This window comes from Sedimentibacter sp. (genome assembly GCF_032080165.1).
GTDB lineage: Bacteria > Bacillota > Clostridia > Tissierellales > Sedimentibacteraceae > Sedimentibacter.
Genome location: NZ_DAMASY010000004.1, coordinates 253,330 through 278,897, shown reverse-complemented (window position 1 = coordinate 278,897; position 25,568 = coordinate 253,330). Strand labels below are relative to the sequence as shown.

23 protein-coding genes are annotated in these 25,568 nt (G+C 36.5%); 22 read left to right on the top strand and 1 reads right to left on the bottom strand.

Annotated elements, in window-relative coordinates:
- Positions 1–4 precede the first annotated feature (4 nt).
- The 22 genes from RT412_RS07955 (at position 5) to RT412_RS07850 (ending at position 24,636) form a co-directional block, all read left to right on the top strand.
- Entirely contained in the window at positions 5–1,708 is a 1,704-nt protein-coding gene (locus tag RT412_RS07955) for an aldehyde ferredoxin oxidoreductase C-terminal domain-containing protein (RefSeq protein ID WP_313341862.1), read from the top strand.
- Between the two features lie 9 nt (positions 1,709–1,717).
- Entirely contained in the window at positions 1,718–1,942 is a 225-nt protein-coding gene (locus RT412_RS07950; RefSeq protein ID WP_313341860.1) for a hypothetical protein, read from the top strand.
- Positions 1,943–1,980: 38 nt separating this feature from the next.
- Positions 1,981–2,340: a cupin domain-containing protein gene (locus tag RT412_RS07945; RefSeq protein ID WP_313341858.1), complete on the top strand. Its 360-nt coding sequence runs from the start codon at positions 1,981–1,983 to the stop codon at positions 2,338–2,340.
- Positions 2,341–2,361: 21 nt separating this feature from the next.
- Positions 2,362–3,318 (top strand): 3-dehydro-scyllo-inosose hydrolase, encoded by a 957-nt coding sequence (gene iolN, locus RT412_RS07940; protein ID WP_313341855.1) that lies wholly within the window; start codon positions 2,362–2,364, stop codon positions 3,316–3,318.
- Between the two features lie 195 nt (positions 3,319–3,513).
- Complete coding sequence (locus tag RT412_RS07935; protein WP_313341853.1) at positions 3,514–5,439, top strand: sigma 54-interacting transcriptional regulator; 1,926 nt, start codon at positions 3,514–3,516, stop codon at positions 5,437–5,439.
- An 87-nt stretch (positions 5,440–5,526) separates the two neighbouring features.
- Positions 5,527–6,042, top strand: coding sequence for an isopentenyl-diphosphate Delta-isomerase (gene idi / locus RT412_RS07930; protein WP_313341851.1), 516 nt, complete (start codon positions 5,527–5,529; stop codon positions 6,040–6,042).
- 157 nt (positions 6,043–6,199) lie between these two features.
- Positions 6,200–6,751: a M23 family metallopeptidase gene (locus tag RT412_RS07925; protein WP_313341849.1), complete on the top strand. Its 552-nt coding sequence runs from the start codon at positions 6,200–6,202 to the stop codon at positions 6,749–6,751.
- A 152-nt stretch (positions 6,752–6,903) separates the two neighbouring features.
- The gene (locus RT412_RS07920) at positions 6,904–8,262 is read left to right on the top strand and encodes a pyridoxal-phosphate dependent enzyme (RefSeq protein WP_313341846.1); all 1,359 of its coding nucleotides are present in this window, start codon (positions 6,904–6,906) and stop codon (positions 8,260–8,262) included.
- 187 nt (positions 8,263–8,449) lie between these two features.
- Positions 8,450–10,027, top strand: a complete 1,578-nt coding sequence (locus RT412_RS07915) for a sigma 54-interacting transcriptional regulator (protein WP_313341844.1) — start codon at positions 8,450–8,452, stop codon at positions 10,025–10,027.
- A 217-nt stretch (positions 10,028–10,244) separates the two neighbouring features.
- The gene (locus RT412_RS07910; protein WP_313413227.1) at positions 10,245–11,225 is read left to right on the top strand and encodes a hydroxymethylglutaryl-CoA lyase; all 981 of its coding nucleotides are present in this window, start codon (positions 10,245–10,247) and stop codon (positions 11,223–11,225) included.
- 17 nt (positions 11,226–11,242) lie between these two features.
- Entirely contained in the window at positions 11,243–12,508 is a 1,266-nt protein-coding gene (locus RT412_RS07905) for a hydroxymethylglutaryl-CoA reductase, degradative (RefSeq protein WP_313341838.1), read from the top strand.
- A gap of 53 nt (positions 12,509–12,561) precedes the next feature.
- A complete protein-coding gene (locus tag RT412_RS07900; RefSeq protein ID WP_313341835.1) occupies positions 12,562–13,818 on the top strand; it encodes an aconitase X catalytic domain-containing protein in 1,257 nt (418 codons plus the stop codon).
- A complete protein-coding gene (locus tag RT412_RS07895; protein WP_313341832.1) occupies positions 13,815–14,234 on the top strand; it encodes an aconitase X swivel domain-containing protein in 420 nt (139 codons plus the stop codon). The genes RT412_RS07900 and RT412_RS07895 overlap by 4 nt, the downstream gene beginning before the upstream one ends.
- Before the next feature lie 24 nt (positions 14,235–14,258).
- The gene (locus RT412_RS07890; protein ID WP_313341829.1) at positions 14,259–14,564 is read left to right on the top strand and encodes an LPS biosynthesis protein; all 306 of its coding nucleotides are present in this window, start codon (positions 14,259–14,261) and stop codon (positions 14,562–14,564) included.
- Between the two features lie 17 nt (positions 14,565–14,581).
- Positions 14,582–16,177 carry an amidohydrolase gene (locus RT412_RS07885; RefSeq protein ID WP_313341827.1) on the top strand — a complete coding sequence of 532 codons (1,596 nt, stop codon included), beginning with the start codon at positions 14,582–14,584 and terminating at the stop codon, positions 16,175–16,177.
- Between the two features lie 65 nt (positions 16,178–16,242).
- Positions 16,243–17,652, top strand: coding sequence for an amino acid carrier protein (locus RT412_RS07880; protein ID WP_313413226.1), 1,410 nt, complete (start codon positions 16,243–16,245; stop codon positions 17,650–17,652).
- 83 nt (positions 17,653–17,735) lie between these two features.
- Complete coding sequence (locus RT412_RS07875; RefSeq protein ID WP_313341821.1) at positions 17,736–19,424, top strand: ABC transporter substrate-binding protein; 1,689 nt, start codon at positions 17,736–17,738, stop codon at positions 19,422–19,424.
- A gap of 97 nt (positions 19,425–19,521) precedes the next feature.
- The gene (locus tag RT412_RS07870) at positions 19,522–20,532 is read left to right on the top strand and encodes an ABC transporter permease (RefSeq protein ID WP_313341819.1); all 1,011 of its coding nucleotides are present in this window, start codon (positions 19,522–19,524) and stop codon (positions 20,530–20,532) included.
- Between the two features lie 10 nt (positions 20,533–20,542).
- Positions 20,543–21,460: an ABC transporter permease gene (locus RT412_RS07865; protein ID WP_313341816.1), complete on the top strand. Its 918-nt coding sequence runs from the start codon at positions 20,543–20,545 to the stop codon at positions 21,458–21,460.
- A 4-nt stretch (positions 21,461–21,464) separates the two neighbouring features.
- Positions 21,465–22,457 carry an ABC transporter ATP-binding protein gene (locus RT412_RS07860; protein ID WP_313341814.1) on the top strand — a complete coding sequence of 331 codons (993 nt, stop codon included), beginning with the start codon at positions 21,465–21,467 and terminating at the stop codon, positions 22,455–22,457.
- 45 nt (positions 22,458–22,502) lie between these two features.
- On the top strand, positions 22,503–23,477 hold the full coding sequence (locus RT412_RS07855; RefSeq protein ID WP_313341812.1) for an ABC transporter ATP-binding protein: 975 nt from the start codon (positions 22,503–22,505) through the stop codon (positions 23,475–23,477).
- Positions 23,478–23,505: 28 nt separating this feature from the next.
- Complete coding sequence (locus RT412_RS07850) at positions 23,506–24,636, top strand: DUF917 domain-containing protein (protein ID WP_313341810.1); 1,131 nt, start codon at positions 23,506–23,508, stop codon at positions 24,634–24,636.
- 490 nt (positions 24,637–25,126) lie between these two features.
- On the opposite strand, the gene RT412_RS07845 is transcribed toward RT412_RS07850, so the two are convergent.
- On the bottom strand, positions 25,127–25,552 hold the full coding sequence (locus tag RT412_RS07845; protein ID WP_313413225.1) for a ferritin-like domain-containing protein: 426 nt from the start codon (positions 25,550–25,552) through the stop codon (positions 25,127–25,129).
- Between the last annotated feature and the right edge of the window lie 16 nt (positions 25,553–25,568).

Genomic DNA, 25,568 nt, shown 5'->3' with positions numbered 1-25,568 from the left:
ATATATGTCAAGCATCGTAAGAGTTAATATGACAACTCGTGAAATCAATAGTGAAATAAATAAGGAATATGAGTTTTTAGGCGGAAGATCCTTAAGCTCAAAAATTGTATATGATGAAGTGGAGCCAACATGTGAGCCATTAGGCAGAAAAAATAAATTAGTTATAGCTATGGGCTTATTGTCAGGAACTATTGCATCAAGTGCCGGCAGAATATCAATCGGAGCGAAAAGTCCCCTTACAAACGGCATTAAGGAGGCAAATTGCGGCGGTGTTGCCGGAGGTAAATTGTCAAAATGCGGAATACAAGCCATTATTATTGAAGGAAAATCAGAAGATGATAAATGCTATGTACTTGTTATAAATAAAGATGGCTACAAACTTGAAGTAATGAATGAACTAAAATATCTGGGTAATTACGATACAGTTGAAAAGCTTTATAATAAATATGGCAGGAAAACAGGTATTCTTTGTGTCGGACCTACAGGAGAAAGAGGTTTAAGAGGAGCTTGTATTGCATCAAGCGATTCCATAGGAGAGCTTAAATTTGCAGCTCGTGGAGGATTGGGTGCGGTAATGGGCTCAAAAGGGCTCAAAGCAATTGTAGTTGATGATAAGGGTTGTAATTTAATAACATATAAAGATAAAGAGAAATTTATAGAATTAGCTAAGGATTACAATAAAAAATTAGCAAGTGATCCCAAGGTTACGGGAACTTATCATAATTATGGAACGACTGCTATTGTAAAAGCAGTTAACGGTATGGGAGCACTTCCTACATGTAATTTTAGATATGGCTCAACTGAACATGTATCTAATTTGTCCGGCGAAAAAATGAATGAGCTTATTTTGTCCCGAGGCGGTGAAGGAAAATTAGCCCTTTCGTGCATGGAGATATGTGCCATAAAGTGCAGTACGATTTATCCGGATAAAGACGGTAAAAAATTAGTTTCTACAATGCAATATGAAAATATAGCACTGCTTGGCTCTAACTTAGGAATGAAAAATCTTGATCAGGTTGCGCAGTTAAATTACGAAATAAACGATTTAGGTTTAGATACAATTGAAACGGGATGTGCATTGGGTGTTGCTCTCGATATGGGATACGGCGGATTTGGTTGTGTAGAGGATTGTATGGCATTGATAAATGAAATAAGCAGAAATACTCCTCTTGGCAGACTGATAGGAAACGGTGCGCTTTTAACAGGACAGATATTGGGATGCGACAGAATACCGACAGGAAAGGGTCAAGGCTTTGCGGGATATGACCCAAGGGCGTTGAAAGGAAACGGTGTAACATATTCTATATCTACGATGGGAGGAGATCATACCGCAGGAAACTGTTTTGGCTCAAGAGCAACTGTTGATCCGTTAGGAACCGAAAGCCAGGGAGAGTTGTCCAGGACGCTTCAAATACAAATCGGTACACTTGACTGCATAGGGCTTTGTATGTTTGCCAGAGGTCCGCTATTTGCAGATGCAAGTATACTTGCTAATATAGTAAATTATAGATCCGGCAGCAGCTTTGACAAAGATACGATTTGGGAATTAGGGATTGAAACATTGAAGCTTGAAAGAGAGTTTAATATAAAAGCCGGAGTAAGTCCGTCACATGACAAGTTACCCGAATATCTGTATGAGGAACCTTTAAGCCCGACAAATGCAGTGTTTGATTTAACAGAAGAAGAAATGTTAAAAGCTATTGTTTAGGGCATGTCTATGGTAACCATAAAATTAAATTTGACATTAATATATATTGTCGGGAAAAAGGTTATAGAATTAGATGTAAAATGCCCTGTTAGTTTTCATGAACTGATTGGTAAAGTCGGATTAACACAGTCTGAGATTGGTATGATTATAAAAAACGGCAGATGGGCTCCCATGGACTGCATAGTAGAAGAAAATGATGTAATACAGTTGTTTCCCCACCTTGAAGGTGGATAAAAAATATAAAAATTAGATTAATTGAGAGGAGATAGAAAATGGCAAAAGTAACTGTTAGAGAAAGTGATGTGGAGGGTACTAAAAAAACCCCGTGGCCAAGAGTATCAAAAATATTAATAAGTGAACACACAGTTGGAGCAAAACAAATATCAATGGGAACTAATGTTTCAGAACCGGGAAGCGGTATTCCGATTCATAAACATACAGATTCGGAAGAAGCAATGTTCGTAATAGAAGGAACAGGAAAATTGATATGCGGCAATGAAGAATACGACTTGTATCCCGGAACAGCATTGTTTTCTCCTTTAGGAGTAGAACATCAAATTATTAATACGGGGGATACACCTTTTAAAATTGTTTGGGCATATGCACCACCGTTGCCGGATCATTTAAAATAGCATAAGTGTAAGGAGGAAGATATGAAGTATGAATATTCAAAGGGTCACCTTGATAAGGGTGACGGAATATATTTTCAAAATATGACATGGAAACAAATAGAAGAGAGATTAAAGGTTAACGATATAATCATTATTCCGATTGGATCTACAGAACAGCACGGGAGAGGACAATGTACGGGCGAAGATGGATTCCTGGTAACAAGAATGGCTGAAATTGTAGCAAAAGAAACGGGCTGTACAGTATCACAGCCAATATGGTTCGGCTCTCATCCATGGAGCCAGATAGGTATGCCGGGAACAATAGTAATACCCGAAGACATATTTATTGGCTATATAAGGGCTGTAATAGCCGGATACTGGAATGCAGGATTCAGAAAAATGATATTGTTAAACGGACACGGGCAAGAATATGTAATACCAAATGCGATACATGAATTCGGGAAAATATGTCAGGTTCCTGCCGTAATTACATTCTTAAACTGGCCGACAGCAATTGCTAAGCATTTAAGAGACAAAAATCACGGTGGTCCGTGGGAAACTGCGTTCAGACATGCAGACGAAGTTGAAGCATCCTATGCCATGGCATTGTTCCCGGAACTTAATCATTCTGAGGATTTCGAAGATACAGAACCAAAAGGCTTCTTACCTCACGGTCATATAGACTTAGGCGGCGATGTTTACCAATGGCCGTTACCGGGACATTGTACAATGGGATGTGGATATCTTGAGATAAAAGGTTATCCTGAAGGAGTTGTAGGAAAACCGTCATTGGCAGATCCGAAGAAAGCGGAAGAGGGCTTGGAGGCATTACTGGATTATTTCATTAAATTACATAATGATATTTTAGAAAAATTCCCTCCGGGAGTACTTCCTGATGCAGGCGATGTTACAGAACAAGACAGTGCTACAATCGAAGCACTATTAAAAGGTCCGCACAACGGCGGCAAGAGCTTATACGCTCACCGTTATCCAATTTAAGTAATGTTGTCTTCCTTTGAAACTGAACTTTGCAAATTTGCGAAGTTCAGTTTCAACATTCTCCAAATAAAAAAGCAAGTGAAACCCGCCTATAGATGCGGGGGGCATCTTAATTTAGTATAAATAAATATTTCAATAACATGTGAATTAATGTATAATGTCCTAAAAGACAACGTTATCAATTGGGGTGATATTATGATTGGAAAAATTGTATTTGTGGTACCGGATGAAAAATTAGCCGCAACTGCTGTAGAGGTTATACATGAATTGAATGAAGATATAGAAGTATATCGCGGATCTTTCAGTGAAGGATTGAAATATGCAAGATTAGCTGTTTACAATGGCGCAAACATAATTATCAGTCGTGGAGGAACAGGTAATTTAATAAAACGGAATGTAGAAATTCCTGTCATTGAAATTGAGTTCGGCAGCTATGATGTTATTAATTCTATTCATAAAGCAATTCAATATTCCAATATGATAGGTATAGTCGGTTTTAGCGGATTATCATTGACATATAAAAAAGTCAGCTCAATTTTAGAGAAAACATTTTCAGCTAAAATTATTACCACAACCATTAAATCAGAAAGAGAAATAGAACATCACATAACTAACTTATATTTATTGGGGTGCAGAGTATTTATAGGCGGACAGGCAGTTATGGATGTTTTAGATAGGTTAGGATATGTCGGAGTACTGATAGAAACAGGTAAGGAAGCAATTTCGGAAGCCATCAGCTATGCAAAAGGTATAATGGAAGTACAGATGATGGAAAAGGAAAAAGCAGCTATACTGAAATCTATCATAGATTTTGCTTATGACGGTATCTTAGGAATTGATAAAAACGGTTTGATAACAGTATTTAATCCTGTCGCAGAAAAACTTACCGGCGTATCATATGAGTATGCCATAGAAAAATCAGTAGATGACGTAGTAGAAAATACAAGAATGATTCAGGTTTTAAAAACAGGTGTCCCTGAATTGGGAGAAATACAACAAATAGGAAATACTTCAATAGTTACCAACAGGGTACCTATTGTTGTTGAGGGTGAAATATTAGGAGCAGTTGCTACCTTTCAGGAAATAGAAAAAATTCAGAAAATGGAAACCCAGATAAGAAAGAAATTACTTGCGAAGGGCCATATTGCAAAAACAACATTTGATGATATAAAGGGTAAAAGTAAAGAAATACTGAAAACTAAAGAAAAAGCAAGATTATATGCTGGTGTTGACAGTACGATATTAATTTTAGGTGAAACCGGTACAGGAAAAGAGCTTTTTGCTCAAAGCATACATAATGCAAGCTTAAGGGGCGATAAGCCGTTTGTTGCTGTAAACTGTGCGGCATTGCCGGAGAACCTTTTGGAAAGTGAATTGTTTGGTTATGTAGAAGGAGCATTTACCGGTGCAAGAAAGGGCGGCAAAATAGGCTTATTCGAGTTGGCTCACAAAGGTACCATATTTCTTGATGAAATAAGTGAGATGTCTCCAAATTTGCAGGCAAGGTTTTTGAGAGTTCTTCAGGAAAAGGAAGTTGTAAGATTAGGAGATGACAAAATAATTCCTGTAGATGTAAGAGTTATAGCGGCTACTAACAGAGATTTGTATAAGTTTGTTGAGGAAGGCAAATTCAGGGAGGATTTATTCTACAGATTGTGTGTATTAAGGTTGGATATACCTCCATTAAGGCAAAGAAAAGATGACCTGTATGAATTGGTATCGTATTTCCTATATGAAAAAAGCAAGCTTTTAAACATAAAAATTAAAGGTATATCAAGTGAATCAATTGCCAAGATTGTACTGTATGATTGGCCGGGAAACGTAAGACAATTAGAGAATTTTTTAGAAAGATGTGTCGTGTTGTGTGCAGGTGACGTGATTAATATAGATGTTATCGATGAAGCAATAATAGGCATACCAACACATATAAATGGAACAGAAGATGCAGATAAGGAAGCTCAAAACAGTAACAGGGGAGTTTTGAAGCATATAGAAAATGAAACAATCAAAAATATTCTTGAAGAAACTAACGGTAATAAATCCTTAGCGGCTGAAAGGCTTGGTATCAGTGTAACTACATTATGGAGACGGTTAAAAAATATGGAGGATTCAGAGGAATAAAACAAAATAGTGATAATTAGTTATATTTGATATAAATAAATTAATTGTATATAATGACTGTATTAAATATTTTTTGAAGGAGATGTAATGGATAAATTAGCCGAGGTAGATTTTCAAGACAGAGATATAAGAGAAATAACTAAAGAGAAAGCACATAGAGACGGCATAATGCATCGAGCTTTTTCAGTTGTTTTATACAAGGGAAATAAAATTTTGATACAACAGCGAGCTCACGATAAATATCACTGCGGAGGTCTTTGGACAAATACATGCTGTTCTCATCCGCGATTTGGTGAAAGCTTAGAGAAAGCAGTTATAAGAAGATTAAATGAAGAAATGGGAATTACAAATTCAAATATATATAAGCTATGCAGCTTTACATATTATTATAAATTTGAAAATGGATTGGCGGAGTTTGAATATGACCACGTATTTGTAGGTGAGTATGACGGTGATTATGCTGTAAATAAGGATGAGGTTGCTGAGGCAAAATGGATTGATATAAATGAATTAGCAGATTGGATAAAAAATAAACCTTATGAATTTACACCTTGGTTTATAATAATAATGCCTAAAATTATAGAATATTTCGGTAAATTATAATAAAAAACAACAGTATTCTGAATGCTGTTGTTTTTTATTGCATTGGAAAATGATGGAATTGTTTAAACTCAAATTAATAGTCGCTTTATAGGTTTTAATCGCATATATTGTGTGTAAAGGTACTTTATACACCTTAATGTTTTAGGATGTGAAAAAATTGAAGCTATATGATGGTAACTATATGGTAAGCAGCGGATATGGTCCTCGAAAATTAGACAACGGTGATTCAAATTTTCATAAAGGAATTGATTATGTAGGTATAGACAGTAAAAACATAATTACACCTACTAACGGAAAAATTGTAACATCTCAAATTATAACAGACAGGAATAATCTTACCTGGGAGTGGGGCAATTATGTTAAAATGGATGACTTAAACGGATTCTATTTATTCTTTTGCCATTTGTCTAAGAGATTGGTAAATACGGGTGAAACTGTAGCGAAGGGTCAATTGATAGGTATTGAAGGTCAGACAGGATATACTACCGGTAGCCATTTGCATTTTGAAGTCAGAAGAAAAGCAGATAATATTGCAATAGATCCAAATGAATATTTTAAAATATTAGCAGCCTGGGAACAGGGTCAGATTGATGCAGCTAAGAAATTAGTTCAAGAAAAAACAGGTTTTGATAATAATACTATGGAATATCTGTCAAAACATCCTTATCCGGATGCCCTATTTTTAAAGTTGGCAAAGGCAATGAAATAAGCATTTAAATCTTGGGGGACGGTTCTTTTTATTTCCGATTAAAGAATCAGTCCCTAATATTTTGTATATATTTTCCAAACTCTTAAATTTCAAGTATATCATGGTATAATAAATAAATTATTAAGAAAAATATATATACAAGGAGTGATATTTTGATAAAGCCGGGTAAGACACCATTGATGAGGTCAAAAAAGTTAGAGAAAGCTTTGGGAGTAGAAGAAATTTATTTGAAGTTAGAAGGTGCAAATCCTTACGGAAATAAATTCGACAGAATTTCTGAAACATTAGTTAAAGATGCCATAATTCGTAAACGCAGTGGTCTATTGGTTGATGGGCCAAGTGATTATATAAAATCAATTATTAATTATTCTGAAAAATTTGATATAGATATAAAAGTTTCCCTGTTTAAAAATGAGCAATGGAAAAAAACTTTATTTCAAAATATGTCATTTGCGGATTTAAGGAATAACAAGACAAATAATAAGCACGAATTAATAGAAAAATACTGCAAGGAAAACAATTATTATAATGCATCTAATTCATATGGAAACAAACATTTGAGCATAGTATCCCTTCAAAAAATAGGAGAGGAAATTGCTGAAAGATTGGGAAATAATATTTCAACTGTTTTTACACAGTTAAGCAATGGATACACCGTATCCGGATTATACAACGGCTTTGTTAACAAATGGGTTGAAGGTGAGATAAATAAATACCCTCAAATATTTTCTTGTACAATACCATACGGTAACTATATATATAATGACTATAAAAAGAATTTAGAATTAAATGATATAAGTATAGATGATTTCGATGTGAAGGCAAACAAATATACAAAGAATTTATTTGCTGATGAAGGTGCTCTGTTGGAAGAAGCTTTGAATGCAATCAATGATACCGACGGAAAAATAATCCCCGTAGATGAAGCTTTACTAACAGAAAGTGTTCATTTTCTAAGAAAACAGGAACATATATATTTAACTGCTCAAGAAGGATATTCATTTGCCGGATTCTACAAGTTGGCAAAGGAAGGAAAAATAAAAAACGGCAAGCACGTTATAATTTTAAATAACGGAAAAAGTGATTTAGAGCTAATAAGAATTGAGGATTTCAAGGAGTATTCAAAAGAAACTCTTACTAAGTGGACAAAAGAATGGCTGCAGGATTATTCCGATACATTGGATGAAACTGAAGAGGCCATTGAATTTGCCATGAGAGACGGCTTTATAGTAATTGCCATGAGAAACAATACTCCTCAAGGTATAGGCGTTGTTGTCAATCTTGGATTTGAAAAGGTCATACCTACATATCATTTAGTATATATAGGAACAAAAGAAGGAAATAAAGGCCGTGGAATAGCATCAGAACTTTTGAATTACTTGATTGAAATAACTGAAGGAAGGCTTTCTCTGCATGTAGATTTAGAAAACAAAAGAGCAAAGACATTATATCAGAAGCTTGGTTTCAAAACCGCCTATTACAGAATGATATACAACAACAATACCCAATAAAACAAAGGAGCTGTTCAATATAGCAATTTGAGGTAGCTTGTTAACTCTCTTTTACAATATGGAATATATACGCTTTCTAAGTGGAATTTAAAACTTCAACGATATATTGTATTTTGCTTGAAAAAAATTGCTATGATTTATATACTGTAAACAATGCTAAATAAATTATGAAAAACGAGGCGAAGACATGTTAACGATAAAAGATTTAATGAACCCAAATATAAAAGACAAAGAATCTGAGATGGAATTAATGGAATATACATGTTTGCAGGAAATTGATCTGGAAGATTTTGGACATGTGATACATGAATATGTGAATGTCGTTGATGAAAAACATAACCTTGTAGGTGCGGTTAAAACTGAGAGACTAAAATATCTTATAAGTAAACAAAGGGAAAATCTTTTAACTCAGGTTCTTGATACGATGAAAACAGGATTTGTGGCAATAGATAGAGACAGTAGAATTTTTTATGTAAATCATGCATACGGCAACATATTGAATTTAAACATCAGTAAGATTCTTGGCAGATATTTGAGTATAATTGAGCCTGAAGCCACATTGCTCAATGTACTTAAAACAAAACAAAGTCAGCATGTAAATAATCAGTTTATTAAAAGTATTAGCACGTATGTAGATATTAACACTTATCCGCTGATGGACGGAGATGAAATGGTTGGAGCGTACTCCATATTTACTGATGTAACAGATGTAAATGAATTGCACAAGGAGGTAAAACGTATTTCTGCAGTCGCTGAAGAATATGGGAAACAGGTAGAAGCTGAGAAATTTCTTGAAAAAAACAAAATTATCGGCAAAAGCAAAATATACTTAGATTGTGTAAATAAAGCATTAAAAGTTGCAAATACAGATATGATGGTTTTACTTCGAGGTGAAAACGGTACAGGAAAAGAAATAATTGCAAATGTAATTAAAAGTAATTGTGCACGTAAAAACAAACCGTTTATAACTGTTAATTGCTCCGCAATCCCAGAATCTTTAATTGAAAGCGAGTTGTTTGGATATGAAGAAGGAGCTTTCAGCGGTGCTTCAAAAGGCGGCAAAATGGGTAAATTTCAGTTGGCTGATGGTGGAACATTATTTATGGATGAAATTGGGGACATGCCGTACCAAATGCAAGCAAAGCTTTTGAGGGCTTTGCAAGAAGGTGAAATTGAAAAGGTAGGCCGTCAAAATAACATCCCCATAGATGTAAGAGTTATAGCAGCTACTAACAAGCCGATAGAGAAAATGGTAAAGGAAGGAACCTTTAGAGAAGATTTATATTATAGATTAAATGTTGTTTCTATTTATATACCTGCCTTGAGAGAAAGAGCAAACGACATACTTCTCCTCTCAGACTATTTTCTTGAAAAGTATTGCAAAAAATATGATCGCTATCTGAAAATAGATAAAGCTGTTTACCAAACCTTTCTCGCGTATGATTGGCCGGGAAACGTCAGAGAATTGCAAAATACTATAGAGAGTGCTGTAGTTCTTTGTGATCGTGATTTGATTATGTTAGATGATTTGCCTGAAAATATGCAGACTAAAAATATTAAAAATGTTATGAAGCTGCCTGACTCTAAAAAATATATAATGCAATTTGATACACTGAAAGAAGAAGTAGAAAATTTTGAAAAGAATGTAATTTTACAAACTGTAAATTATTTTGACGGAGATAAACATAAAGCAATGGAACTGTTAGGACTACCGAAGAGGACTTTTTACAGAAAGATTGCCAAATTCGGCACAGAAATAGAATAATGCCAAATTTGGCACAAACAAATTCAATGGAAATTGTGCCTTAAGTGGCACAAAACGTTATCAATATAAAACTATGCCTATAAAGGCGTAGTTTTATATTTTTGGGAATTGTTGAAATTTTAACAATAATTAAATGCAAATTTTAAATGACAAAATAATTGGCATGAAAATTGCTTCGTTCATTACAGAGATTAATAACATTAGAGAGGTAAAAGAAGTGAAAAACAATTTGCCAAAAAAGGTGGATATTTTGGATGTTACTCTCAGAGATGGATTTCAACATGAAGAAATGTTCATACCTACAGAATCTAAATTGTGGATTGCTAATAAACTAATTGATGCAGGTTTCAAAAGAATTGAAATAGGCACATTTAGTCATGTTCAATATGTTCCACAATTTAAAGATATTTTTGAATTACTTAAAACACTACCGCACGATGACAATGTAGAATACACAGTTCTTGCTCTTAATACCAGAGCATGTGAAAGAGTTGCTGAGGCCTTAGAGGCAGGAATTCAAATAGATCGTGTTCTTTGCGGACAACTTGCAACAAGCGAAACCTATGCCAGAAAGAATATGAACAGAACTCATAAAGAGCTTTTTGCTGAAGCAGAAAAGAATGTTAAATTTTTACACAATATCGGTATTAAAAAAGTTTTCGCTAATATAGGAACAATCTTTGGATGTCCGATTCAAGGTAAAATACCTATTGAAATTGCTTATGAATTTGTAGACAGATCATTCGATATTGGATTTGATGAAATTGAACACTCTGACCCGGATGGAATAGCTACACCAATCGCTGTTTACGAGTACTTCTCAAAAATTATGAATAGATATCCTAATACCGAAATGCATTCTTTTCATGTGCATGATATCAGAGGTATGGGGATTGCCGCTTATTATGCAGCTTTGGAGGCCGGCGTAACAGCCTTTGACTGTTCAATGGGTGGTATTGGCGGACAGGTAGCAAACATTGTTGACAAAGTCCCTGTTAAAGGTGTTGGAGATTATTACTTTGCACAAGAACGTACAGGACTTGTTGAGACTTGTGATTTTGTTACTATGCTGAATGCGATGAAGATCGAAACAGGCATAGACGAAAAGAAATGTTATAAGATTGAAAAAACGGTGGAACGTATCCTGGGAAGAAAATTGGATTCTTACACAAGTTGCTTATATAATAATCATGTTTAAAGGGAGGAAAAATAAAAATGAAAACAAGCAATTATTCAGGTTTTTTTAAACTATCTGTAAAAGAAAGATTAAACGAAGTTGCTGAATTCGCTAATCTTACAGAGGAAGAAACGGCAATTATTACATCTGCTGATTCGCTGGATGAAGACAAAGCAGACCATATGATTGAAAATGTTATTGGAAAATATGCACTTCCTATGGGAATTGCAATTAACTTTATGATTAACGGTAAAGATGTTGTAATTCCTATGGTGGTTGAAGAACCATCTGTAGTTGCGGCTTGTTCAAATGCAGCAAAAATGGCGAGACCTGCAGGCGGATTTATCGCATCTACTTCCGGAAACATTATGATTTCACAAATTCAAGTTCTAAATGTTGCGGTACCATTTGCAGCGAGGAGCATGATTTTAGAAAAGAAAGATGAAATAATGAGAATTTGTAACGAAAAGGATCCTGTACTTGTAAAACTTGGAGGAGGAGCTAAGGATGTAGAAGTAAGGGTACTTGATACAAAAGTTGGTCCAATGGTAATCGTTCACCTGCTTGTAGATACAGGAGATGCAATGGGAGCGAACGCAGTTAATACAATGGCTGAAGCAGTTGCACCTTATATTGAAGAAATTACTGGTGGAAACATTGAGTTGAGAATTCTTTCAAACCTTGCGGATCACAGGCTTGTAAGAGTAAGAGCAACTTGGAGAAAAGAAGACATCGGTGGAGAAGAAGTTGTAGAAAAGATGATAAATGCATACGCATTTGCAGAAGCAGACCCTTATAGAGCAGCTACTCATAATAAGGGAGTAATGAATGGAATTATACCTGTTGTAACAGCTACGGGAAATGATACAAGAGCCATTGAAGCAGGGGCTCACTCATATGCAAGCAGAAGCGGAAGATACACCTCAATCACTGCCTGGGAAAAAGATGCCAACGGCGATTTAGTTGGTTCAATTGAAATACCAATGGCAGTAGGTTTAGTAGGCGGAGCAACAAAGATTCACCCTACAGCTCAGGCTGCGGTTAAGATTTTAGGTGTTAATAAAGCTGCAGAGCTGGCACAGATTATCGCAGCAGCAGGTCTTGCAAACAACATGGCCGCAATGAAGGCTCTTGCAACAGAAGGAATTCAAAGAGGACATATGTCACTGCATGCTCGTAATTTAGCAAATACGGTAGGAGCTAAAGGCGAAGTATTAGAAAAGATTGTTAAACAGATGGTTGCAGAAAAGAAGGTTCGTCTTGAATATGCGCAGGAGCTGTTTAAAAAATATAACAAGCAATAATGTAAATTTAATGATTGGTTATAAACATTATTTTAAAGAAAGGAAAAAGTGATATGTATTTAACACCGGAGGAAAAAGAAATTTTAGCCGGTTCTCATGGAGAAGCAGCTAAACTTGCAATGGAAACATTGGTTAAAATCGGAGATATTAATGGAGCTGAACGTTTTGTTCCGATTAAGAATGTTCATCTTGTTCTTCATGCATACAAGAGTGCTTTTGACGCAGGAGTTGAAACGGCAGAAAAGATCGCTGAAATGGGAGGTAAGTTTGCAGTACCTGTAACAATTGATCCTTATGGAATGGATGCAGAAGATTGGAAGGGAGCCAAAACTCCTGAACATTATGCTAAACAACAAATGAGGCTTGAAGCAGCTGTTATGAAGATGGGAGTTATTCCTAACTGGACATGCACTCCATACTACGGATTTACATCTCCTCGCAAAGGAGAACATCTTGCGTGGTCGGAATCCTCAGCAGTAGCATATGCAAACACTGCTTGTGGAGCAAGAACAAACAGACAGACAGCCATAGTTGATATTTTCTGCGGAATTGTAGGAAGAACTCCTTTAATGGGACTTCATCTGGATGAAAACAGAAAAGGCGAGGTACTGATTAAATTGCACATTGGCAGACCTCTTGCTAACTGGGAATATCCTGCATTAGGATATTTGTTAGGACAAAGACTTGGAGCGAGAATTGGAGTTGTAGCAGGTATGAAGGGCAGCCCTACGAGTGAAGATTTAAAAAATTTCTGCGGAGCAGCTGCAGCAGCCGGGTCAGTGGCATTAATACATATCGTTGGAGTTACTCCGGAAGCTGATTCAACAGAAGAAGCTTTTAATGGCAATATGCCTGCCGAAGTAATAGTAGTTACAGAAGAGCATATCAAAGAAACACGTGAGGCAATGTGCAACAACACAACAGAAAGAGTTGATTTTGTTGCTTTAGGCTGCCCTCACTATACGATTAATGAAATAGTAAATGTTCATAAATTATTAAAAGGTCGTAAAGTTCATCCAAATACTGCTTTCTGGATTTATGCAAATTCTTATGCCTTAAGACTGGCAGAAAAAATGGGTATCAGACAAGAACTTGAAAAATCAGGCGTAGTATTTCGTGCAGAAACTTGTATGATTATTTCTCCTGTCAAGGATTGGGGATTCCAGACAATGATGACAGACTCCGGTAAGTGTTCATACTATGGACCGGCTGAATGCGGCACTGAAATGATATTTGCCAGCGTAGAAGAATGCGTAGAATCTGCTGTTTCAGGAAAGCTAAAAATTTTTAACAAGGAGAAACAATCATGAAGAAACTTCAAGGAAATGGTATCGTAGAAGGAAGAGCTAAAGGCGAAGCTATTATATCAACCAAACCTTTCGGATTCTTCGGCGGAGTTAATCCTGGGACAGGAATTGTAATTGATAAGTGGCATGAACTATACGGAGAAAGCATCAAAGGAAAGGTTTTCATTTATCCGGAAGGCAGAGGCTCTACAGTAGGTGCGGCAATTATTCTTGAACTTGCAAGAACTGGCTGTGCACCAGTCGCAATTGTAAACTGTAACATTGAAACTATTACTGCGGGCGGTGGAGTAATGGCTAAGACATTCTACGATGTAGAAATACCTATGGTTGATGGAATCAGCAAAGAAGAACTGTTTACAATTGAAAATGGTTCAATTGTGGAGGTTGATGGGAATACAGGTGAAGTAACTGTTTTTTAAAACTAAAGAGAGTAAGGAGTTCAAATGTGTAATAAGGTGAAAATTGATGCCAATCCTATAATGATGGGAGAATGCACGCAAGCATTTAAGGATGGCAATATTAAAGAAGGTAGACGTTTAATTAAAGAATTTCTGCAAGCAATAGAGGATAGTGGACAAGATCACTGCAATTGCAAAGAGCCCTGCATGTATCACGGAAAATGCAAAGAGTGCATATTGCAGCATCGAGGTGGCATGGATCATGTGCCGTACTGCTTAAGGGACTTGGTAAATGATAGGCTTGAAAAACTTTCTGCATTAACGGAGCATTCGTTAAAGGAAAGAATATAAGAAAAGGAAGAAGACAGATGAGTTGTAAAGCTTTTATAAACGGTAAAATTTTTACATCTAACAAAGACATGCCATATGCTGAAAGTTTCATCGTAGAAAATGGAATAATCAATTGGATTGGTAAAGAAAAGGATATGCCGGCAATTAATTGTGAGAAGATTGATTTACAAGGCAGACGAGTTATTCCCGGATTTATTGATTCGCATATGCATCCTGTCATTTTAGCTGATTGCGCACAGAAAATTTCCTGCCTTCCTCCAGTAGTCAGATCAATCGAAGAATTGATTGGAGTTATTAAGGAAGAATCTAAAACTAAGAAACCTAAAGAATGGATTCAAGGTTGGGGATATGATGAAGAAAAGTTTGCAGAGCACCGTGCGCCAAACAGATGGGATCTTGATAAGGCTTCAACTGACCATCCAATAGAACTGCTTCGGTCATGTTCACATGTAAGGTCTGTTAACAGCAGAGCATTGGAACTTGCGGGAATCACTAAAGATACACCAGATCCATCTGGCGGAGAAATTGACAGAAATGAAAACGGTGAGCCTACTGGTATTCTTCGTGAAAATGCTCGTCACTTGGCAGGAAAAATTCTTCCTGTAAAGTCCAAAGAGCAGCAAGTTCAAGGGCTGGTAGAATTGGGTAAATTATTGCTGTCACAGGGCATTGTAGCTGTTACCGACATGGGAAACCTTGATACAGTTGATTACTTTGATTACTACATAGAAGCTTCTAAAAAAGGTTTCAAACAAGAACTTGGTATGTTTTACATCTGGGATTTAATCAGAAAAAATTCTGATTTTAAGTGGGATCAGGAACGTGCTGACAGAAGAAAGCAGATACATATGAATGGTATCAAAGTAATTGCAGATGGCAGTGTTGGCGGACGTACAGCTTGGATGTACCAGCCATACAAAGGTTCAGCAAATGAATACGGAATTTCGGTATGTACTGATGAAGAAATAGACAGTGCAATGGATTTTTGCAAAGAAAACAAATGTCAGTTATCATTCCATGCAATGGGGATGAGAACCATAGATCGAATAATGAAAAGAACTTATCAAGAAAAACCTTGGGTTGAAGGGCTGCCTCACATAAGAATCGAACATGTGACTGATCCTTCAGAAGAAGCTATAAAAAAAGCTGCCGATAGCAAAATTGCGTTTGTTACTCAATCCATTTTCATGTATTCAGAAATTGAAAGCTATATGAATAACTTGGGACTTGAATGGATTGAAAGGATTTATCCAATTCAGCACATAATAAATTCTGGGGTTAAGGTTGCATTATCAACAGATGCACCGGCAACATCTTGGGCAATACCATCAGATCCATTCTCTAACATTAAATGTGCAGTAACCAGATATGCATATGATGGAACAGACTGCGGCAGAAATAACTGCATTGATATTGAAACTGCTATTAGAATGTACACTAAAGAAGCAGCTGAGATATCAGGTTTTGAAAAACTCGGTCAGTTAAAAGAGGGATACAAGGGTAGTTTTGTACTGTTAAGTGAAGACATCCTCAATATTGCCGGAGAAGATATAGATCGAGTTTATGTAGAAGGAACTTATATAAACGGAGACTGCGTTTACAATAAGAAGTAAAGGATAATCATTAGGGGTGTATAGTTTTTAAGAGTAGGTTAATTAAAAAAGAAAGGGATAATGTTATGCAATCAATTATGAATTTTTTTATAGCATGTGCTAACTGGTTTTGGGGTTCTCCGATTTTGATTTTAATCATTGGTGGTGGCTTTTACATGAGCGTTCGCCTTGGATTCCCCCAGATTACAAAAATTGGATATATATGTTCGCAAACATTCGGCAAGATGTTTAGCAAAAGTGAAAACGGAGTTTCTCCGTTCGCAGCTGCCTGTTCAGCTCTTGGAGCATCTATAGGGGCTTCCAACATCGTAGGGGTTCCGGTAGCTATAGCTTTAGGAGGTCCAGGTGCTGTTTTCTGGATGTGGATTATTGCAATAGTTGGTGGCTGCACTAAATACGTAGAAATCGCTCTTGCTATGAAGTACAGAACTATGAATGAAAAAGGTGAATGGACCGGAGGCTCATTCTCATACGTAAAAGAATTATTTGGTGGAAAGAAAGTTGGTTATGCAATCGCAATCATCTGTGCATTTTTCACAATGATTGCAGGGTTACCTTCAATCGCAGCTCAAACTTTATCTGCAGTTTCACAGGTTGCAATATTCGGAATCAATGGAACAGTATTTGGAATCATCGTTGCAGCAATTGTGGGATTAATTATTTTTGGTGGTATCAAGCGAATTGCAGCAGTAATGGAAAAAGTAGTGCCAATTATGGCAGGTATTTATGTGATAGGAGTTATCATAATTCTTTTCAACAATGCAAGTGAAATTCTTCCTTCTCTTGTTAGCATATTTAAATATGCTTTCTCATCACATGCTGCGGTTGGTGGTTTTGCAGGATCCACAATTGCATTAGCAATTAGATGGGGTGGTGCTCGTGGTGTATATTCCAATGAAGCAGGCTTTGGTTCTGCACCTGTAGCGCACAGTACATCTACTGCTGATCATCCAATAAGGCAGGCTGTATGGGGTGTGTTTGAAGTAGGTGTTGACACAATTATTGTATGTACAGTTACAGCGTTAGCGGTCCTTACGACTGGTGTTTGGAAAGATCCCAGCATTGACTCCGGGGCATTAGGACAGGCAGCATTCCACACTGTATTTGGTGTGGCAGGTGATTACTTCGTAACAATATGTGTACTATTATTCGTTATCACAACTATTACTGTAGTCATTTTCTACGATGAAAAACAGGCAGAATTCTTATTCAAGTCCACTAAAGCAGCTGTTGCATGGAGAGTTTTATCCATCATTACTATGGTTATTGTAACATTCGGTATGGAACTTGTAGTTATGTATCAGCTAACAGACTTTTTTGTTGCGCTATTCATCATTCCTAACATGATTGCAGTTATTTGGCTAGTACCGCAGGTTGTAAAATTGCAAAATGAATACTTCAGTACACCTGGTAGGTATTACTTAGCTGATATGGAGGAAAAGAAAGCAAAAAAAGCAAAAGCTGGCAGTAGTTAAGTTTTAATTGCTTTATTCTTATATGATTTGTGTGGAAATACTGAAAGACAAAGAAATTTAAATATTTTTAAGGAGGAAAACAAATGAAAAAGAGTTTTAAAACTACTATAGCAATTTTTCTTTTAGTATCTATTTTGGCAGGTACTTCCGGCTGTGGCAAAGCCGGCGAAACACCTTCTTCATCTAACAGTGATATTGGCGGAGCTGCAAAAGGCAGAGAAAAAGGTTCGGTTGTTATGAGTATAGACTGGCCTACATTTATAGATCCTGCTTTAGGCAGCAAGAACAGTGATGCAATAGCAGCACTTAATATGTATGATACACTTATATTCCCTAACAGTGACGGTACAGTAAGCCCTCATGTGGCAAGCAGATGGGATGTTTCAGATGACAGCACAGTTTATACATTCTATTTACGTGATGATGTTATATTTCACAGTGGCAACAAGTTAACGGCGTCTGATATTAAATATAGTATGGACCGTTTGCTGAATATAGGTGAGGGCTTTGCGTATCTATTTACAGATATCATACAAGAGGTCAAAGTTATTGATGATCAGACAGTACAATTTTCTTTAAATGTACCATTAGGAACTTTTCCATCGATGCTTACCCGTCTCTATATTATTGATGAAGAAACAGTTCGAAGTCATATAAATTCTGAGGGCTCCTACGGCGAGAACGGCGACTATGGAAAAGAGTGGCTATTGGTTAATGATGCAGGTTCAGGACCTTATAAGATAAGAGAGATGAAGACAGAAGAATATCTCATTATGGAACGCTATGCAGACTATTGGGGAGATTGGGAAGAGGGTGCACCTGAGTCTATAAAACTGTTAGGAGGTCTTGAAGCAACAGCTGTTCGTACTATGATATCCCGAGGAGAGTTGGATATTACTGATGATGCTCAAACGCTTGAAGCATACAATGCTATGGATTCTATGGACGGAGTTGATATTCTTAGATATTTAAGCGGAGTAAATGTCAATTTAATGCTTAACACTAAAAAAGCACCTACAGATGATATACATGTGCGTCGTGCATTGGCATATGCTACTGATTATGATTCTATTATAAATAATATTTATGTAGGAAGCAAAAAATCTACCGGACCTGTGGTAGCCGGAATGTCCGCAGCTGCTTTGGACGAGAATGATATGCCATATGGATTTAACATAGAAAAAGCAACAGAAGAACTTAAGCAATCCAAATACTATGAGCAATTGATGTCCGGCGATATGTCTGTGTCTTTTACATGGTGTGCAGAAGGCGGGCTGCAGCAGGAAAAGCTTGCATTATTTATCCAGGCAAGTATGGCGCAAATAGGGGTAAATGTTGAAATTACGGGAAAACCATTTGCAACTATGATGACTGATGCCCAAACAGCAGAGACCACTCCTAATGCATCTGTTGTAGCTTTTTCTCCTGCTTACTCAGATGCCGGAAGTGTTTTAAAGACAAGATATCATTCTTCTTCATGCGGTTCATGGGAACAGATGGAATGGCTTCAGGATAATAATATAGATTCTATGATATCAACAGCAATTGTTACTGTTGAACAAGAAGAAAGAAATAATTTGTACAAAGAAATTGGAAAAGAACTTGTTGAATTGAGTCCGACAGTATGGCTTTTTGATGCTGCTACAACATGTGCGTATCGTTCTAACTATATAAAGGTATGGCCTGCAGTTGAAAAGAATATTACGGGAGAAGCTTTCCTATATGTGATGGGATATCAATTTTATTTTAGGGATTTCAAAATTGCGGGTTAATGAGGTCTATTTGAATATGTGGGAAGATTTATCCTGATGATTCAAAATATAGGACGATTTAGAAAAACCATATGAAAACTTAGAAAGAAGGTTAATAATGGTACTTAAAGTAATTAAACAATTTTTTTTGTACATGCTGGTTCTATTAGGATTATCAATTTTGATATTTATTATTGTAAGAGTAATGCCGGGTGATACAGCCCGGCTTGCATTAGGTGCCAGAACACCTGAGGCAACCGTAGAGGCATTAAGGGAAGAAATGCATCTTCACGATCCTTTATACAAACAATATTATTATTGGATTACAGATGCTTTCAAAGGTGACTTCGGAATTTCGATTATTTCCAAAAGACCTGTTTTAGAAGATATAAAAAGTTATTTCCCTGCTACATTGGAATTGGTCATGCTGTCGGCTGTGATTATGGTAATATTCGGATTATTATTAGGTGTGCTTTCAACGAAATATTCAGGAAAGTGGCAAGATGCCGTAATCAGGCTTATTTCATATCTTGGTGTGGTTTCACCGGCATTTTTTTGGGCAGTGCTTGCCATGCTTTTATTTGCATATTTTATACCAATATTGCCTTCGTCAGGGCGCATTAGTGCATTTATGTCTCCACCGGTTAAAATAACAGGTATGTATATAATAGATTATATTTTGGAAGGGAACTTCGAAGGTGTTGTAGATAGTCTAAAACATATAATAATGCCGGCTATAGTATTGTCTTTTAACGGCATTAGTCAGGCGGCTCGTATTACTCGGTCCAGTATGACAGAAAACAGGGACAAAGCATATGCGTTGGCAGAATATGCATATGGAATACCGGAAAACAAAATACTGTTCAAATATTTGCTTAAACCATCTCTTAATTCAACTGTCTCGGTAATGGCATTGGATATTGCGGGTATGGTGGGAGGCGCATTTATAGTGGAACAAGTATTCAATTATCCGGGTTTATCAAGATATTGTCTTCAGGCTATGTTAAACAAAGATGTATTTTCTGTCTCGGCAGTGGTACTTTTGCTGGGGGTAGTATTTATCGTTATGAATTTTCTTACAGATTTATTAATAACTGTTCTTGATCCCCGTATAAGATATTCGAATTAAGGTGAATGATATGGAAGAAAACAACGTAATAATCAAACAAGATAAAAAAGATGATGTAACTGTGCCAAAACGAGATCGTACTGAAGAAATCAGAAGATTATGGTATAAGTTCTCCATGAATAAACTATCGGTAGCAGGGTTATTTATAGTCGTATTTGTTATTATTGTTACACTATGTCGTAAATGGATGGCTCCCTACCCTGAACATGCAGGTGCATTTGTAGATTTTTCCAATGCAAGTAAGGCTCCGTCATTTGCGCATTTAATGGGAACAGACACCCTTGGACGTGATGTACTCAGCCGTGTCATATATGCATTCAAAGGCGCTCTGACCATGGGCATAGGTGTGTTAATTGTAGTGGTACCTTTTGGCAGTATGCTTGGCCTTATAGCCGGATACTGGAGAGGAAAATTCGTATCAACTATAATTATGCGAATAGCAGATGTGTTTTTAGCTTTGCCGGCACTAATATTGGTGCTTTGTGTATCATCTGTTATGGAGCCTAATTTAACCAACTCTATGTTGGCATTATGTATTTCATGGTGGCCATGGTATACACGCATGGTATATGGCATGGTTGTATCAACAAGAAATGAAATTTATGTTAAATCAGCGGAGATTCTTGGAGCCAGTAAATGGCATATTATGATGAAGGAAATATTACCTAATTGTATGGCACCTATTTTTACAAAGATGACACTGGATATTGGCTGGGCAATACTTGCGGGGGCTACGCTAAGTTTTGTAGGAATGGGTGAACAAGCGCCTATTCCATCTTTAGGAGAAATGGTTTCCAATGGTGTTAACTATTTGCCTGATCAGTGGTGGCTATCTATATTCCCGGCACTTGCAATAATGGTCATAGTCTTAGGATTTAATCTTGTAGGCGATGGAATTAAAGATATGCTATCTAATGAGGGAGACTAAAAATATGGAAAAATACAATAATTGCGAAAATATTGTTGAAGTAAAGGACTTATATGTATCATTTCGTACGTTCAGAGGTTGTTTGAAGGTACTAAACGGTGTGAATATACAAGTGCGCCGCGGCGAAAAAGTAAGTATTGTAGGAGAATCTGGCTGCGGAAAAACCACTACTGTAAATGCTATTGCGCAAATTCTTGCACGTCAAGCCAGGGTAGATAGTGGTGAGATCAATTTTAATGGGAAAAATGTATTTAAAATGCCTCCCAATGAAATAAAAAATTTGCGAAGTCAGGGAATATCAGTTATTTTCCAAGATCCTATAGCTTCACTGAATCCTGTATTTACTATCGGCAGTCAAATGAAAGATGTTATTTATTATTCAGGGATAGAAGGAGCATCAAGCAAGAAGGTGCAGCATGAAAAGGTAATAAGTGCTCTTAAAGAAACTTCTCTTCCGGATCCGGAACGTATTATGGAGAATTATCCTTTTCAGCTTAGCGGGGGAATGAGGCAACGTATTTGCATAGCCATGTCTCTTGCAACACCCAGACAATTAGTAATAGCTGATGAACCTACTACAAATCTTGACGTTACAATACAGGACCAGGTTCTTAAAACATTAAAGAATAGAGTGGAGGAGAAGGGAAGTGCACTTATACTAATAACTCACTCTTTGGGAGTTGCTAGAGAGGTTGCTGATAGGATATATGTTATGTATGCAGGAAGCGTAGTTGAGTCAGGAACTTCAAAAGAATTGTTCAGAGAGGCATTGCATCCATATACACAGGGGCTGATGAGCTGTATTCCAAAGCTCTCTGGAGGCGGTATATCAACGGGTATACCAGGCCGGATTCCTAATTATCTCAATCCTCCGAAAGGTTGCCGCTTTGCGCCGCGATGTCCAAAAGCGTTAGCTGTATGTAATGAGTCTGCACCTCCGGTAGTGGAGCCTATAAAGGATCACCAGGTTGCATGTTTTTTATACGGCGGGAAGTAATTATCCTGCACAATTGACGCTATTAACAGCGAGAGGAGGACATGAATGCAAGAAGATATCTTTAAGGTTAATAACCTGAAAAAATATTTTCCTATTGGAGGAAAAGATAATAAAAATAAATTTGTAAAGGCTATCGATGGAATTGATTTTACAATAAAAAGCGGAGAAACCCTTGGATTGGTTGGAGAATCCGGGTCAGGAAAAAGTACAACAGCTTATACGGTAATAGGCATGTACGGTATAACTGATGGAAGTATCAGTTTTAAAGGGAAAGATATAGGCGTTGAAACAAATAAACGTTCCCTTAGTATTAAAAGAGAAATACAAATGGTATTTCAAGATCCGGGTACATCGTTAAATCCTCAGCATACAGTTTATCAAATATTGGAACTTCCGCTTAAGATTCATAAAATTTGTTCCCCAAAGGACTATCCTAATGAAATAGCAAGACTATTAGATATGGTTGAGCTGCCTCATGAGTATATGCATAAATACCCCAGTATGTTAGGGGGAGGAGAAAAACAAATGGTGGCAATAGCCAGAGCATTGGCCACTAGGCCGTCTGCTATTGTTCTGGACGAACCTACCAGCGCACTGGATGTTTCAGTTCAGGCAAAAATTATTAATATGCTGCTGAGATTACAAAAAGAGATGAATCTATCTTATTTATTTATAACTCATGACTTAAGTTTGATGAGAAATGTGGCTGACAGGGTTGCTATAATGTATTTGGGAAAGATTGCAGAAATAGCACCTACAGAAAGCTTTTTCAAAAATCCAAGACACCCTTATACACAGATGCTGCTATCTTCTATACCTGTTATAAGTGAAGAGGAAGAAAAATATAAACCTGAACGTATACATTCCCAAGGTGAGATACCGAGTCCGGTTAATGTACCAAAGGGCTGCAGTTTCAATACTCGATGTCCGTTCAGTATGGATAAATGCAAAGAGGTTGACCCACAAATGATATGTTTTGAAGGGAACCATAGTGTCAGATGTCATTTGTGCAGCGAATAGAGATAAAGATAGAAGGGAAGGTTGTATAATGAATAAATTTGAATTAAAAACTGTTGAGGATATAGAGGATTTTCTTACCGGATGTGCCTTTTTCGGTACCGGTGGAGGTGGAGAAGCAGACAGTGGCCGTGTTGCTTTGACAGAAGCGCTTGAGAAAGGTTATAATCTGACGCTTATGGATCCCAAAGATATAGAAGATGATGACACTTTTTGCACAGTTTTTTTTATGGGAAGTATAGCCCCCAAAAGTCCTGAAACATTAAATAATATGGAAAAGGAAGGATATAAAGACCGAAAGTATACACATGTGGAAATGCTTGTGAATGCAGTTGATGAGCTGGAAAAATACTTGGGTAAAAAGGTAGCGGGGCTGTATGCAGCAGAGCTTGGCGGTTCTAATTCAGCGTGTTGCATGGCGGCGGCGTATCAAAAAGGTATACCTATAATAGATGGTGATTGTTCAGGCCGTGCGGTTCCTGAAATGATACAGGGGCTTCCGGCTATTCATGGGAAGAGTTTTTTGCCGGCAATATTTGTAGATTCTTGGGGAAACATTAGTATAACAATTAATGCTTTTAACTATTCAGCCATGGAGCGTATAGGTAAAATGATGAGCATAGCTTCTTACGGCGAGCTGGCAGAAGCAACATGTTCTATGAAAGGAAAAGATTTAAAAGAATCTATAGTACCATATACACTTTCTCAATGTCTTACAGTAGGTCGTATGATTCGAATAGCGCGTGAAAAAGGAGAAAATCCTTGTGAGAGCGGAGCTAAGGCGGCTAATGGATATTTTATCGGAAAAGGTAAAATCGTAAAGAAGGAAACTGAAGACAAAGAAGGATACTACTGGGGTACATATAGTGTGGAGGGTATGGATAATCTTATAGGTAATAACTATAAGATATGGTTTAAAAATGAAAATCACATTATGTGGAAAAATGACAAACCAATTGCAGTTAGCCCTGACATGATTATACTTTTAAGATATATAGACGGCAAACCTTTATCAAACACAACACTCAGTGAAGGTGAAGAAGTTGGTATGATAATAGTTCCGGCAAGAGAGCAGTTTTTAAATGATGATGCAATCGCCGTTTTTGGGTCGAGGTATTTCGGATTTGATTTTGATTATAGACCGTATGAACCAATGATATAAATTTAAAAAAGAAAATATTTCTCTTGATATATTTATGTAAATATTTGCACACATTAGAATATAAGACCTTTCCGTAATTTAATAATTAGGAAAGGTTTTTTTATAGCAATGATTTTTCCATAGGGCTTCATTTGTTTTGTTGTAAAAATCAACAATAATTGTACAACAATTAATCAATTTTTTAAAATACAACCTATTGATAAATTTGATCCAGATAGCCACTGGTCTGTGGACAGATGGTGGACACAAGATGAGAAGATTTTTAAATAGTAAATTTTAATTTTAATTAATCTTGATTAATCTAAAAGCGTAAAAATTTGCCCGAGATGTTAAGGTGACCCAGGCAAATTATATAGTTCTATATTATATTATTAATAATGTTCAACCAACTCAAATAAATAAGTATAATTTTTTAAAAAATCATATATTTTAGTAGCTAACGATTATTGGAGGAAACAAGATGTCAAGAATAACAGATATTACAGTGGTCTTAATTAGAGTTCAAACTATTTATGCTAAGAATATAATTGTATTTAGTTGCATGTTTCATTTCGTCTGTAAGTATTCTAAGTACTATATCTCGAAAGAATCTGCTCGGTAACCCTTCTCTTATGATACGATATCTTTCCATTGCTGAAAGCGCTCCGAATATAGAGCTTTTTATTCCATCTAAATATGAATTTGGTTCTGTAAATTCTTCTCCGATATAACTTTCAATTTCCTCATTGGTATAATATTTATATATATCCCTATACCATTGTCGGTGTAATCTCTCATCATCTCTAATTGAAGTTATTATCTCTCTCTCTTCTTGAGTAGGGGCATTTTCAATCAAATAATTATATTTAAGTTCACCTTCTCTTTCGCTTTGTACTGCCTCCCTAATGAGGCTTAGAGCAGTGTTATAAGCCCACATGCTAAAATCCATTCCA